The sequence below is a fragment of the Bdellovibrionales bacterium genome, assembly GCA_016716765.1.
Classification (GTDB): Bacteria; Bdellovibrionota; Bdellovibrionia; order Bdellovibrionales; family UBA1609; genus JADJVA01.
Genome location: JADJVA010000020.1, coordinates 1,384,590 through 1,398,868, shown reverse-complemented (window position 1 = coordinate 1,398,868; position 14,279 = coordinate 1,384,590). Strand labels below are relative to the sequence as shown.

At 45.4% G+C, this 14,279-nt stretch carries 11 protein-coding genes; 7 read left to right on the top strand and 4 right to left on the bottom strand.

Features of this window, described 5'->3' with window-relative positions:
* Positions 1–265 precede the first annotated feature (265 nt).
* Entirely contained in the window at positions 266–661 is a 396-nt protein-coding gene (locus tag IPL83_15355) for a TraR/DksA family transcriptional regulator (GenBank protein MBK9040516.1), read from the top strand.
* Here IPL83_15355 and IPL83_15350 read toward each other — a convergent pair.
* Positions 639–1,094, bottom strand: coding sequence for a YkgJ family cysteine cluster protein (locus tag IPL83_15350; protein MBK9040515.1), 456 nt, complete (start codon positions 1,092–1,094; stop codon positions 639–641). The genes IPL83_15355 and IPL83_15350 overlap by 23 nt on opposite strands.
* Positions 1,095–1,270: 176 nt before the next feature.
* Here IPL83_15350 and IPL83_15345 point away from each other — a divergent pair, with 176 nt between their 5' ends.
* Genes IPL83_15345 through IPL83_15335 form a run of 3 tightly spaced genes read left to right on the top strand, consistent with a single transcriptional unit; the run spans position 1,271 to position 5,033 of the window.
* Positions 1,271–2,935, top strand: a complete 1,665-nt coding sequence (locus IPL83_15345; GenBank protein MBK9040514.1) for a peptide ABC transporter substrate-binding protein — start codon at positions 1,271–1,273, stop codon at positions 2,933–2,935.
* A gap of 53 nt (positions 2,936–2,988) precedes the next feature.
* On the top strand, positions 2,989–4,014 hold the full coding sequence (locus IPL83_15340; GenBank protein MBK9040513.1) for an ABC transporter permease subunit: 1,026 nt from the start codon (positions 2,989–2,991) through the stop codon (positions 4,012–4,014).
* Positions 4,014–5,033 (top strand): ABC transporter permease subunit, encoded by a 1,020-nt coding sequence (locus tag IPL83_15335; protein ID MBK9040512.1) that lies wholly within the window; start codon positions 4,014–4,016, stop codon positions 5,031–5,033. The genes IPL83_15340 and IPL83_15335 overlap by 1 nt, the downstream gene beginning before the upstream one ends.
* Before the next feature lie 55 nt (positions 5,034–5,088).
* Here IPL83_15335 and speA read toward each other — a convergent pair whose 3' ends face one another.
* Both speA and IPL83_15325 read right to left on the bottom strand, forming a co-directional pair.
* A complete protein-coding gene (gene speA / locus IPL83_15330) occupies positions 5,089–7,014 on the bottom strand; it encodes a biosynthetic arginine decarboxylase (protein MBK9040511.1) in 1,926 nt (641 codons plus the stop codon).
* A 6-nt stretch (positions 7,015–7,020) separates the two neighbouring features.
* On the bottom strand, positions 7,021–9,426 hold the full coding sequence (locus tag IPL83_15325) for a leucine--tRNA ligase (protein ID MBK9040510.1): 2,406 nt from the start codon (positions 9,424–9,426) through the stop codon (positions 7,021–7,023).
* 245 nt (positions 9,427–9,671) lie between these two features.
* Here IPL83_15325 and IPL83_15320 point away from each other — a divergent pair, with 245 nt between their 5' ends.
* On the top strand, positions 9,672–10,664 hold the full coding sequence (locus IPL83_15320) for a diguanylate cyclase (protein ID MBK9040509.1): 993 nt from the start codon (positions 9,672–9,674) through the stop codon (positions 10,662–10,664).
* A 26-nt stretch (positions 10,665–10,690) separates the two neighbouring features.
* On the top strand, positions 10,691–11,758 hold the full coding sequence (locus tag IPL83_15315; protein ID MBK9040508.1) for a cation transporter: 1,068 nt from the start codon (positions 10,691–10,693) through the stop codon (positions 11,756–11,758).
* On the opposite strand, the gene ggt is transcribed toward IPL83_15315, so the two are convergent.
* Positions 11,755–13,416: a gamma-glutamyltransferase gene (gene ggt / locus IPL83_15310; protein ID MBK9040507.1), complete on the bottom strand. Its 1,662-nt coding sequence runs from the start codon at positions 13,414–13,416 to the stop codon at positions 11,755–11,757. The two genes, IPL83_15315 and ggt, sit on opposite strands and share 4 nt — an antisense overlap.
* Before the next feature lie 157 nt (positions 13,417–13,573).
* On the opposite strand from ggt, the gene IPL83_15305 reads away from it, so the two are divergent.
* On the top strand, positions 13,574–14,269 hold the full coding sequence (locus tag IPL83_15305; protein ID MBK9040506.1) for a tRNA (guanine-N7)-methyltransferase: 696 nt from the start codon (positions 13,574–13,576) through the stop codon (positions 14,267–14,269).
* Positions 14,270–14,279: the final 10 nt, after the last annotated feature.

Below are 14,279 nucleotides of genomic sequence, written 5' to 3'. Positions count from 1 at the left end.
TTTGTTTTAGTTATTTATGGATGAACTGCCTACAAATTAAGCATATTTTTTGTAATGATTCTCTTTATGAGACGATGTGCTTTTCAGCAATATGAAAAATTGGAATTTGATTTAAGGAAGGGAAGCAAGAATTCGCCAGCACGCTCCATGGCTGTCATTTTTCTTGCAAGTAGAGAAGTTAAAAGATTTAAGAGCATGTAAGAATTTATCTTGCCAAGACAGCAGCGGTTGTGTGTAAATAGTTCAGTTCCATTTTGGCACTGAAATGCATACAAGGGGGGGAGCTAAAATGAGCAGTCTATCAGGTGATTTAATCAACAAATGCAAAAGAAAATTACTCGAGACAAAAGCTGAGCTTTTGAATCGAGTCAAGGAAGCTCGCATGGATCTGCATACATCCGAGGATCGGGGGGGCGACGAAGGAGACCAGACGATGAGGGCTCTGGCCGAGAGCGAGTTCCTAAGTATGACGGAACGTCTGCGAAAGCAACTCATGGAAATCGAGATTGCTTTGTCTCGCATTGAAAGTGGGAACTATGGAATCTGCGAGGAGACTGAAGAGGCGATTGAGCCTGATCGGCTGTTGGCAATTCCTTGGACCCGTTTAAGCATTGAAGGAGCTGAGATTCGCGAGAGTCTTAGGAAAAAGTACGCTCGCTGATCAACTGGCGATCGCATTCAATCTGTTGGTCTCTCTGCTCTCTTATCTCGTGAGCAGAGTGGACCTGACCCTTGTTAGTTCCAGGACAGAAATTGACAACTTCTTTTTTCCATGACTTTGGAGAGAGGGTCTCCGGCCAAAAAGGCCAGGTGCGACATTGAGTGGGTCGAGCTTTATAAACCTTGCATTTGTTTTTAAGTAAAAAAACGCACTCCGGTCTATTCTGAATTTCTTTGAGATGAAAGAAACCATCACTTTTATCGCAGTATTTTTTTACAAAAGCCGAGGTAGTCAGATCCAGTATCTTAGCAAGGCGCTTCCGATCCTCCTTCGTTAGATAAACGAATCCGTATTGTCCTCGGGAAATACAGCAGTTTCCGCTCCCTTGACATTCAAATTTCAGCCCTTTGGCAAACCAGGGTTTCTGGGACATAGTAACTAAACCTCATTTTATTGAGGATCAATATAGGCTTGATTCGACCATTAAGTCGATAAAAACCTAAATATTCCTACGACCATGTCTGTATCGCCTTGAAAAAATTTTTGTGTCGGATAGATTGAAACAGCATGGCTTCTTGTGTGAGTCAGGTGAAAGAGGGGGAAGTAGTTATGAAAATATTTATACTGGTGTTGTCTGCGATTGGTATTTTTTTGACTTTGGGACAGGCATTTGCGACGAGCAATAAAATTCAGAATCCAATTCTCGGCAACGTAAAGGCTCCCGTCGGGGGCACATTTTATTATGTCCTCCAATCAGAGCCCGAAAAACTCAATCCATTGACGAGCACGGACAACTATTCAAGCCAGGTTTCTCAGTTTGTGATTGATGGCCTTATGACGACAAATGTTGAAACAAATGAAATGGATCCAGCCCTTGCCGAAAGCTACGAAGAGGATCCCAAGGGGATGTGGTATGTATTTCATTTGAGAAAAAATGTGAAATGGCACGATGGCAAACCCCTCACCGCGAAAGATGTGAAATTTAGTTTTGATGCTGTGGCTGATAAAGACAGTAAATTCGACACGGCTCATATCCGACCTTATTTTGAAAATATTGAGAAAGCTGAGGTGGTTGATGAACACACGATCAAATTCTCAATAAAGAAAAAATATTTCAATAACTTCAAGGTATTGGCTAGCGGCGGATTTTTAAGCATTGTTCCCGAGCACATCTATGGAGATGTTTCGCAAAAGAATACGAAAATTTTAATTGGGTCGGGCCCCTATCAGCTCGAAAAGTACGATAAAGGAAAAGGAATTCTTCTTAAGAGAAACGCGAATTGGTGGGGGTATACAGATCCAAGATATGCTGGTCAGTTCAAGTGGGATAAAATTCAGTTTCGGTTTATCAAAGAGGAAATGGCTCAGTTGGCTAGGCTGGAGAAGGGCGAAATTGACCTCATCCCTGAAATTACTCCCGAGGCCTATGTTCAGAAGACAAATCATCAGCCATGGGGAAAAACGGCGATTAAAAAGAAAGTTGATCACCAAGGTCCTCGCCCTTATGGATTTGTCGGTTGGAATTTCTCGAGTCCTTTATTTAAGGAACGAGATGTTCGAATTGCGATGGCCCATCTCATGAACCGGGAATTGATGATTGAAAAATTTCGGTTTGGATTATCTCTTTTGGCGACAGGTCCCTGGTATCAGCAAAGTCCCTACGCAAATCCTTCAGTGAAACCAATTTTGTACAATTCAGACAAAGCCGTGGCTCTCCTGAAGAAGCAGGGTTGGGATGATTTGGACAAAGATGGCATTCTTGAAAAAAAGATTGATGGGAAGCTTGTTCCGTTTAAATTTACTTTGATGATGGCGAGCAAAGACGCTGAAAAATATATGACGATCTACAAGGAGGACCTCAAAAAGTCTGGAATTAACATGGAGATAAAGCTGGTTGAATGGAATAGCTTCGTGAAGGCCCTGGATGAGCGGAAGTTTGATGCCGTAAGCCTCGGATGGGGAGGGGGGAGCGTTGACAATGATCCGAAGCAAATTTGGCACTCAGAAAGTGCTCAAGCCGGTGGCTCTAATTTCATCAATTACAAAAATCCTGAAGTAGATAAATTGATTGATTTGGGTCGCCAGGAACTGGATCGAGCGAAAAGGATCAAAATCTATCAAGAGATTTATGAAAAAATCGCAGACGATGCTCCGTATGCTTTTTTATTTAACAACAAGTCCTTCCTTTACGCCCACACCTCTAAGATGAAAATGGAGAAACCTGCTTATTCCTTTGGAGTTGGGATTGAAACATGGTGGATTCGAAAGGATTAGGCAGTTGGTAAAATTGGCCTGTGTGTCTCGGCCCCTGGGTCGGAGGTGTTTTCATGCTGAGGTACGTCGTTCGTCGCTTCTTTATGATGATCCCAACCCTGATAGGAATAACTCTCCTCTCTTTTGCTATTATTAATTTGGCGCCTGGAAGTCCTGTCGAACAGAAGATAATGAAGATGAGGTTCGGTGGGGCTATGGGAGGTGGTGGATCCAATCAGACTTCTGAGCTTGGAGTTTCATCTCAAGTAGTAGAGGCCTTAAAAAAGCAATATGGTTTCGATAAGCCCGTTTACGTTCGCTATGGATTGTGGCTTAAAAACATTATCACTCTTAATTTTGGAGAAAGTTTTAGCTACGAAGAGCCTGTAACTTCTGTCATAGCAAGCAAATTTCCTGTTTCTTTGCAATTTGGAATTATATCGCTCTTAATGACCTACTTTGTTTGCGTTCCTTTGGGAATTGCGAAGGCGATTCGGGACGGTTCAAAATTTGATGTGATCTCCAGTTTTTTTCTTATGATCCTTTATTCTATACCGCCTTTGATTTTAGCCATTTTATTGAGGGTTTATCTGGCCGGAGGGGCTTTTCTGGATTTGTTCCCTCTGGGAGATCTCTATTCTGACAATTACTTGGAAATGGGCGTGTGGGATCAATTAATAGACCGATGTCGCCATTTTATTTTGCCGCTCATCTGTTATGTCATTGGAAACTTCACTGTTCTGACCTTTTTAATGAAAAACTCTCTTTTAGATGAAATTAGACTGGATTACGTACGAACGGCGCGAGCGAAGGGGCTAGCTGAGAAGTCAGTCGTTTACAAACATGCCTTGAGAAATGCCTTGATTCCAATTGCCACAGGCTTAGCGTCCTTTTTGGGCTTTTTCTTTGCCGGTTCGGTTGTAATCGAACAAGTATTTAATTTGGATGGGATGGGTCTATTGAGTTACAAGGCAGCTCTTGATCGAGACTACAATGTGATCATGGGCCTGATCTTTTTTCAGAGCATCTTGATGCTAGTGGGTCGATTCCTCAGTGATCTTAGCTACACCCTTATTGATCCAAGGATTGATTTCTCATGATGATTGAGCGGTATATACAAAACGAGCTCACTTTAAAGCGGTGGAGGCGCTTCAAGCAGATGAGGCGCTCGGTTGTTTCAATTTGGGTTTTGGGATTTTTGTTGTTCTTGAGTTTGACGGCCGAAATTTGGTCTAATTCCAAACCCATAGCAATGAAATATCGCGGGCATTTGTATTTCCCAGTTTTCAAAACCTATCATCCAACAGAATTTGGCCAAACAGATATTTACGTGACTAATTATCGTCGGTTGGAAATGAGCTTTGATGATTGGGTCGTTTGGCCATTGGTTCGTTGGGATCCTCTGGAATCAAATAATGGATTAGCATCTTATCCAGCGCCACCGACCTCACAGAACTGGTTTGGGACTGACGATCGCGGTCGCGATGTTTTGTCTCGCCTGATCTATGGATTTCGATACAGCATCGGGTTTTCCGTTTTGGCTTGGTTTTTTTCATATTTTTTAGGTGTTATTTTTGGATCCATCATGGGCTTCATGGGGGGCAAGAGCGATCTGATCGGACAGAGGGTGGTCGAAGTATTTGAGTCAGTTCCTGTGTTTATTTTACTTATTACTCTCGTCTCCATTTTTGGAGCTGGACTTTGGACACTCGTGATTTTTACCTCAGTATTTGGTTGGATGTTAATTTCACTTTATGTGAGGGCCGAGTTTTTAAAATTGCGAAAACGAGAATTCGTGGAAGCGGGTCGTGCGCTGGGGTTGTCGTCTTGGCAGGTGATGTTTAAACACGTGCTGCCCAACGCCTTGGGGCCAATTTTAACATTTTCACCTTTTTCGATTGCGGGAAATGTCTATTCCTTAGCGGCTCTCGATTATTTGGGATTCGGACTGCCCCCGCCCACGCCAAGTTGGGGAGAATTACTTCAGCAAGCCAACAGTTACTTCACAATTGCCTGGTGGCTCGCTGCCTTTCCTTCGGCAGCCATGATCATCACGCTGACGGTTCTGAATCTCATTGGAGAGGGTGTTAGAAACGCTTTTGATCCCAGGCATGTCTGAGTTTTTTAAAACGGATGGGTTTGGCTCATAAAAAAGCGCATCCCAATATCAAAGCTCATTCGGGGTCCTCAAGATAAGTGTATCCCGACAATCCAACCTCATAGTTTTTCATCAGCAAGCGGGCTTCTTGTCGGGTGAGGCGGCCTTCAGTAATGGCAGCCTCCGTAAACTGCCTTAATTTTTCGACGAGCTCGCTCTTATTGTATTCTACGAAGGATAGCACTTCAGCAACGGAGTCTCCTTCGACCACATGATCGAGATTGTAGCCATTCTCATGAATGGACACATGAACGGTATCCGTATCACCAAAAAGATTATGAAGGTCACCCAAAATTTCTTGGTAGGCTCCACACAGGAAAGCGCCGATATAATAGGGCTCAGATTCTTTTAAGGAGTGAACTTCCAAATATTTTTGGGTATCGCCAGTACTGACGTCAATAAACTCTGCAATTTTTCCGTCCGAATCACAAGTAAGGTCAACGAGTACAGCGCGTCGGTCGGGCTTTTCGGTATGGCGGTGGATTGGCATGACCGGAAAAATCTGACCGAGGGCCCACGAATCGGGAAGTGATTGGAACACAGAAAAATTGCAAAAATAGGTGTCAGAGAGTTCGGCCTCCAGTTCGTAGCGAATCTCGTCATCTCCGGTCCGCTTTGCCAACTGAGCCATTTTCGTGGTGATTGCCCAACAGAGATCCTCAGCTTTAGCTCGTTGTTCGAGACTGAGAACTCCGTAGGTGAAAAGCTGGAGAGTATCTCGCTTCTTCTCAATCAAATCGTTGTAAAATTCGTTGAGATTTTGCTCGTTTAAATTTTGATAAATCTCCCAGAGTTCCTCGACAAGGCGACTGTCTTTTCCCTTTTCAACAGGCGAGACGTCCTTTTTGGCGACCTCATTGAGTCCTAAGACATCAAAGACGAGCACGGCTCCGTGAGCCACAGTGGCCCTTCCTGATTCTGTGACAATATGAGGGTGTGGAACATTTTTTTCATCGCATACGGATTGAAGAATCGAGACGATATCATTGGCATATTCTTGTTCACTGTAATTTGTCGAACTTTCACTTTTTCCAGATCCATCGTAGTCAACGCCGAGTCCACCCCCGACGTCTATGTAAGTCGGAGTTGCTCCTAAGGCATAAAGCTCGGTAAAGAGACGGGCTCCCTCTTTCATCGAGGCCTTGACGGCTTGAATGGAGGGAATTTGGGAGCCGATATGGTAGTGGAGGAGGGCCAAGGAATCCAACATGCCTTCTGCTTTCAGCTTATCCACACAATTGACAATCTCCGAAGGAGTGAGACCAAATTTTGACCTTGCTCCCGAGGATTCTACCCAACGGCCTGATCCCTGCGTAATCAATTTTGTACGCAAACCGATTTTTGGTCTGATATCAAGCCGTTTGGCAACTTCAAGAATTGTGTCAAGCTCACTCCGGCGATCGACAACCACGATGGTGTCTTTTCCCATTTTTCTGGAAAGGAGAGCTGTTTCAATATACTCCCAATCTTTAAATCCATTACATATGATAAGCGCGTTAGGGGTATCGAGCATGGCCAGACCGACCAAGAGTTCGGGTTTGCTGCCGCACTCAAGCCCCAAAAGGGTCTTTTGTCCGAAGGCGACGATTTCCTGAACGAGGTGCCGTTGTTGATTCACTTTGATCGGATACACACCACGGTAATGGGACTTGTATCCGCATTCGTTAATGGCCTTTCGAAAGCATTCAGCGATAAGGCCAATTCGCGCCTTCACGATATCGGGAAACCGAATAAGGATAGGTGAACGAATTCCTCGTTCGCGTAAGTCTTGAACGAGATTGAATAGATCCAACTTGGGTCCAGTAGTCCCCTGAGGAGAAACCTCAATATTTCCAGATTCATTAAGGCCAAAATATCCGCTGCCCCAGTTTTTTATTCCATAAAGTTGTAAGCTCTGTTCTTTAGACCAATTCAATTTATCTCTCCATTTTAACTCTGGAATGCATTTCTACTTTACTATAAGGTTCAAGATCTTTCCTGGCTTGTAGATGACTTTCCCCACTGTCTTCCCATCTATCGCATTCCCAACTCCTGTCAATGATTTCGCGATCTCTACCGCATTTTCTTCGGGGCAATCTGGGGAGACTTCAATTGTTCCGCGCATTTTTCCGTTTACCTGAACCCCCAGGGTGATGGTTTCATCAACAACAAGGTTAGGGTCAAATTCAGGCCAGGTCTCGAGAGAAACTAAACTTGTTCCTCCGAGCCTTTCCCAAAGTTCTTCAGCGATATGAGGGGCAAAGGGCATCAGAAGCTGAAGGAGAGGTCGTAAAATTAGCTGAGAGCGAGAATTCTCTTTATACATCTCGTTGACCAAAATCATCATTGAGGAAATGGCCGTATTGAAGCTAAGAGATTCGATATCCGATGTTACCTTTTTGATAGTTTTGTGAAGAACTTTGGTCAGTTCGAGGGAGGGGGCGCTCTCGTCGGCAATGGTTGCTCCCTCATCATCGACACAAGCTCTCCAAAGACGTTCTAAGAAACGCCTGACGCCTTCAATTCCCTGGCTGGCCCAGGGCTTTGCTTTGTCGAAGGGCCCCAAAAAACAAATATAGAGGCGGCAACAATCGGCTCCATATTTCTCTCGAATATCGTCTGGATTAATCACGTTACCGAGGGATTTTGACATTCGACGCCCATCAGGACCTAGGATGTCACCTTGATGAGCAAGCTTGAGGAAGGGTTCGTCATGTGCGGTCAGGCCTGCATCAAACAAGACCTTTTGCCAAAATCGAGCATACAGCAAGTGGCCAACCGTGTGCTCTGGCCCTCCCACATAAAGATCGACCGGCATCCAGTATTTGTCTGCATCTTTGCTGAAGGGTGCGGATCCATTTTGGGGATCGGTGTACCGAAGAAAATACCAGGACGATCCGGCTGACCCGGGCATAGTGTCAGCGCATCGTTTTCCTTTTTCACCGGTTTTTGGGTTCACATAGTTAACAAAATGTTCGACTCGGGCGAGGGGTGGTTCGCCCGCCTCCGATGGCTCGTAGTCCGCTACTTGTGGAAGCAAAACAGGCAATTCGTCAAAATTAAGGGGACTGGTCTCTCCCTTTTGGTAATGTACGACAGGGATCGGCTCTCCCCAATATCGTTGTCTGCTAAAAAGCCAATCGCGCAATTTGAATTGGACTTTGCCATGTCCAGTGCCAGTCCTTTCGAGGTGACTGATCATAAGGTGAATAGCCTTTTCCTTGCTCTGGCCATTGAGAAAATCCGAATTGATGAGAACGCCATCTCCCTCATAGGGCAATTCAAAATCCGATTGCAGGACTTGCTTGATCTTCAGGTGATACTTTTGGGCAAACTCAAAATCGCGACTATCGTGAGCTGGAACTGCCATGATCGCCCCGGTGCCATAGTCCATAAGGACATAGTCAGCAATCCAAACAGGAATTTCCTCTCCATTGACGGGATTAATTGCAAAAGAGCCGGTGAACACTCCGGTTTTGTCAGCTCCAACTTTTCGATCTATCTCCGATTTGGCGGCAGTGATCCGGCAATATTGATCAACGGCCTCTTTTTGTGAAGGTCCGGTGAGTCGGATCGAAAGAGGGTGCTCGGGAGCGATGACCAAAAAGCTTGCTCCAAAAAGAGTATCAGGCCGAGTGGTAAAAACCTCTATTTCTAAATCATCTTGTCCCTTTATCCTGAATCGGAGACTTGCTCCTTCGCTCTTTCCAATCCAATTTCTCTGTGCTTCTTTTGTCCTCTCTGGCCAATCGAGTTTATCAAGATCTTTTAATAAACGCTCAGCATATTCAGTTATCTTGAGCATCCACTGTCGCATCGGTACGCGGAGAACCTCATGTCCTCCTCGTTCGCTTTTACCATCAACGACCTCTTCATTTGCCAAGACGGTCCTGAGTGCGGGACACCAGTTAACGGGAACTTTCTTCTCGTAGACCAAACCTCTTTCGTAGAGTTTTAAAAAAATAAATTGAGTCCATTTATAAAAATCGGGTTCACAAGTCGAGATTTCTCGCTTCCAGTCGAAGCTGATTCCAAAAGACTTTAGCTGTCGACGGAAATTTCCAATTGCGCTTTTTGTCGTCTCTGCCGGATGAATACCGGTTTTGATTGCGTACTGTTCAGCAGGTAATCCAAAGGCGTCGTATCCCATGGGATGAAGAACATTGAACCCTTTGGCCCTTTTAAATCGGGCCACTATATCCGTTGGAATATAAGAAGCCAGATGTCCTACGTGAAGTCCCGCCCCTGAAGGGTATGGAAACATATCCAGAGCGTAATACTTGGGTTTATGGGGGTCGATTTCGGCCTGAAATGCCTTCATTTTTTCCCAGGTCCTCTGCCACTTTTCATCGATTTGGTTATGATGGTAGGCCATTCGTTTATCGACCGGCTTGCAGACCGATCGCTCCACATCGAGTCAGGAGAGAGAAACAAGGCTGTATCCGACTCTTTAAGTTAAATTTTTGTTAAACATCCGATTCATATCTAGTTCAGATTGTAACGATTTATCAAGGACTTTGCCTCAAGACTTTGATGTCGACTTAAATCTGATGGCTGTCTTTGGACCAGGGCTGGCGATTTTGTTCAACAGGACAGGTCGGGACGGGGTATTCTGATTGCATGAGTGAACTTATACCGACCTCAAAAACCAAGATATTGGTTGTCGATGATGACCCGGCCAGCGTCCGTATTGTTCGCGTGGCGCTTGAATGTGAAGGGTATCCAGTTGTTGTTGCTAGATCAGGCGAGGAGGCAATCGAAAAGATGTCGGCCTGGCAGCCTCATCTGGTGCTGCTTGATGTCAGCATGCCCGGTCTTGATGGCATTGAGACGCTTAAATATTTGCGAGAGCGCAGCGAGTATGTATCCACTCTTTTTGTCTCGGGCAAGTCGGATGTGAATGACGTCGTTCGTGGATTGGATGCGGGCGCTGATGATTACATACGAAAGCCGTTTGACCCAAAGGAGCTTCTCTCAAGAGTTCGAACTCAGTTACGTATTAAACAGTTGAATGACGATCTTAGTTGCGCAAACCTGAAGCTCAAAGACCTTGTCGATAAGGATGATCTAACCGGCCTGTTCAATATGCGCTCTCTTTATGACAAATTGGATAACGAACTTGATAGGGCTCGCCGCTATGAGCGTTGTGTCAGCGTGTTAATGATGGATATGGACTATTTTAAATCAGTGAATGATAACCATGATCATCTCTTTGGGAGCTTCGTTCTTGCAGAAGTCGGCCGCATCATCAGAACCAATATTCGGAGCGTTGACTACGGAGCGAGATACGGTGGAGATGAGTTTCTGATCGTTCTTAACGAAATTGGGCTAGCGGGAGCAAGGTCATTTGCCGACCGGTTGCGCCGAATCATAGGCGATCATGAATTCAAGACCGATGGACATGTGGCTCGCCAAACCGTCAGTATTGGACTCGCCGTCACTGAAAAGGGGACTCAATCTGTAGATGCCCGAGCTTTGGTTCGTTACGCAGACCAAGCCCTTTACCAGGCGAAGGAAGCAGGTCGTAACTGCGTTGTTGTATTTGACTTATCAAATAACCAAAATCAGCTTAGTATGCCCTCTGACAATAAACTTATGAGAAAGGTGCGCTAGAGGATCTTTCCGGAGGAGATGGAGAAATGGGCAATGCTGAGCTTTCCCGCGAGTCTAGGGGAGCATCGAATACAATTTTTGGCGGTGGCCAAAGCCATTCATCTTCGATAATAAAAGGGGCTGCCATTTCTTCCCTGTTGGTGGGCTCCTTTTTGATGCTGTTTAAGTTCTGGGGCTATAGCCAATCCGGTTCTCAGGCCGTTTTCTCTGATGCTATGGAAAGCATCGTCAATGTTATAGCGGCCGGGTTGGCACTGTTTGTGGTTTACTATTCGGCCAAGCCCGTAGACGAGAATCATCCCTATGGCCACGGAAAAATCGAATTTTTTTCGGCAGCCTTTGAGGGGGGACTTATTTCCTTCGCCGGGGTTCTTATTGTCATCGAAGCAATTTATGCTTTGGCAAATCGTCAAGTCATACACAATCCAAGAATGGGGCTTGTCGTTGTAGGCATTGCGGGAGTTATCAATCTTGGCATGGGATTGGTGATCATGAAACTTGGGAAAAAGCATAACTCCATAGCTTTGATTGCGAGTGGTAAGCATCTCATTTCAGATTTTGTTACGAGCATCGGTGTGATCGGAGGGTTAGGTCTCGTATTTTTGACAAGATTCCAATGGATAGACAGCGCAACTGCGATTCTGGCGGGAATGCTACTTATTTGGGAGGGCATCAAATTGGTCCGCAGGTCCGTGGCCGGGCTTTTAGACGAGGAGGATCCTGAATCATTGGCAGAGCTTGAGCGGATTTTTCAGAAACTGTCTTTCGAAGGGATAATTCAGATTCATCATTTAAAGGTCATTCGCTCTGGGGCCTTTCACCATATTGATGCTCATCTTGTGATTCCGGAGTTTTGGAATGTCACCGAGGCACATCGGAAAACGACAAATTTTGAACGCCAAGTCATCGAAAACTATCTCTACGGTGGGGAAATGAATTTCCATCTTGATCCCTGTCGAAGAGCCTATTGTCGCGTCTGTGATTTGAAGGATTGTCCGATCCGATACGAAAAGTTTGAAAAGCGTATGCCGGTTCAACTCGAGCATCTGCGTTCACGAGTTGAACCCAATGAATTTCTCAAGCAGCGGCGTTAGAATCCTCCCGATGCGCCTTCCCCGCGCAAATCGTGAGCTGCCTCGACAAAACCCTTTTCGTTTTTTCTAATACCGTAGACTCGTCCCATCCAACTTTCCTCGACGGAGTGTTGTTTTTTTCTTAAGCCATCTAAGGTCTCAGGCGAGAATCTGCGGTTATCAACGTAGAGGGTGTGGGGCAGAAATTGGTGGTGAATTCTAGGTGCCTGGATAGCTTCGTCCATGTTCAGCCCGGTCACTAAACTTCGGTAAAGAACTTGAATGACACCGCTGATAATGCGTGGTCCCCCGGGAGAGCCGATGGACAGAACGATTTTATCGTCTTTAGCCACAAGAGCTGGACTCATCGAACTCAATGGTCTTTTTCCCGCTTGAACAAAATTGCCTTGGCCCTGTATCAGCCCGTACATATTTGGCTCATTGGGCCGCGTGGTAAAATCATCCATTTCGTTATTGAGAGCTATTCCAAACCGATCACTGACCACGGCTGAACCGTAAACACCATTGAGTGTTACAGTGAGGGCGACAGAGCGTCCATCACTGTCCATGACAGAAAAATGAGTCGTATTTTCGCTTTCCTTCCCCTCGGATTCTGCCAGAGGATCCAACTTAGCCGTTTTTCGAATGTTTATCGATTTTGCCATTTCTTTAAAATAGGTACTAGACAATAGCAGATCTAAGGGATTTTTGTAGAAGTCGGGATCGCCTAAGAGGGAGCGTCCCCGGAAGGATCGACTGAGGATTTCTCCGAGAAGGTGGAGCTCGTCGACGCTGAACGGCTTTTGTTTTTCTAGCTCAAGTTGGTCTATAAGACTCAGCGCAGATTTGATGACGACGCCTCCGCTTGAAGGAGGAGGCATCAGATACAGGTGATAGCCCTTGAAATCGGCTTCGAGTGGCTTCAGCCATCGGACTGTATAGTTTTTTAAATCATTTAAAGTAACGACTCCACCTGAGCTTTGTATGGCTTTAACAATGTCTTGGGCTACTTCTCCCTGATAGAAGCCTTGAATGTTCTTGTCGCGAAAGATTCTCAAGGCCTTTGCAAGATCTCTTTGTTGAAAGGTTTCACCGGGCAAGTAGGGCTGTGGCTGCGCACCCACTTTAAAATAGTGTCGTTTTCCTGCTCCATTGAATCGGGTTGAGGTAGACTTTGTTTTTTCATGCCATTCCCCAGACACTCGAAATCCTTTTTCAGCGAGAACAAGAGGGGCGTCAAAGAGTTGTGACCATTTCAATTTTCCGTATTTTTTATGCATAGCCCAGAGACCAGCAGGAAATCCTGGAACTCCAACGGCTTTTCCTCCTGTGATCGAAGCCTCCTTATCCTTATCAGCATAAAAGGTGGGAGAGGTTGCTGCCGGAGCGACCTCTCGAAAATCCAGCGCCTCAGCTGGTCCATCCATTTTGATCAGTGCAAATCCACCTCCACCTAAAGCCGCATAATAGGGATTGGTGATACTCAATGAGAGCCCCACTCCAACCGCAACATCCACGACGTTCCCGCCTTTTTCCGAAATTATTTTGGCGATTTCAATGGCATGGGGTGAAGGTCCAGAGACCATCATTTTAGTGCCTTCAGCCGGCACGGCGAAAGCCATCCATTGAGGTGCGATCATTAAGAAAAAGGCGAACAAGCGAGCAGCCAATTTTTTCATCTATTTCTCCTAAAAAAGTGATCAGCCACTGTAATTGGCACTTATCTTTGAATTTTTCAACCTAATGGGCGAGATCAGATGCAGATCAGATATTATTTACCGAAACTAAAACAGGAATGGTTGCTCAATACCCGACGATTTGCTAGGAAGAACCCATATGGAGACCACTTCAGCCCATCTGCGCCTTTCACGATCCAAGGAGATTCCTCGGCCCAATGCCTACGTAAAAGCTCTCGATGGGGACTTTTCTGAGTGGGCATTTAACGAAGAGAGGGCCCTTCACCTAAAAGGACTCTGGCGGGAGAAGGTATTTGGACAGGGAGCTGATTACCCGGTTGACCTAGAGGTAGGGACCGGAAATGGTTACTTCTTTGCTCATCGATGTCAGGTCGAATCTGATCGTGGCTTAGTGGGTATTGAGATCAAATTTAAGCCACTGATTCAAACGATTCGGCGTGCCCTAAGGGGAGGGGCGAGCAATGCGCGGATGGCACGATTTAATGCCTCTCTTGTGGATCTTCTTTTTGAAGAGGGAGAGTTGAACAATATTTTTATTCATCATCCAGATCCCTGGGATAAAAAGAAGAAGCACAAGCATCGTTTGATTCAGGATTCTTATTTGGCGAAGCTATTCCAGCTTCAGCGATCAGATTGTTTCTTAGAATTCAAAACAGATAGTCGCGATTATTTTGATTGGTCTGTTGAGAGGTTCAAACGAAGCTCATACCGAATAGGCGGTTTGACCTACGATCTCCATCGGTCTGAATTTGGACAGGGCAATTTCGTCACGCATTTCGAACAAATATTTACTCGACAAGGTCATCCAATTCATTACGCAATTTTGTACAAGTAGTCAAAATGCT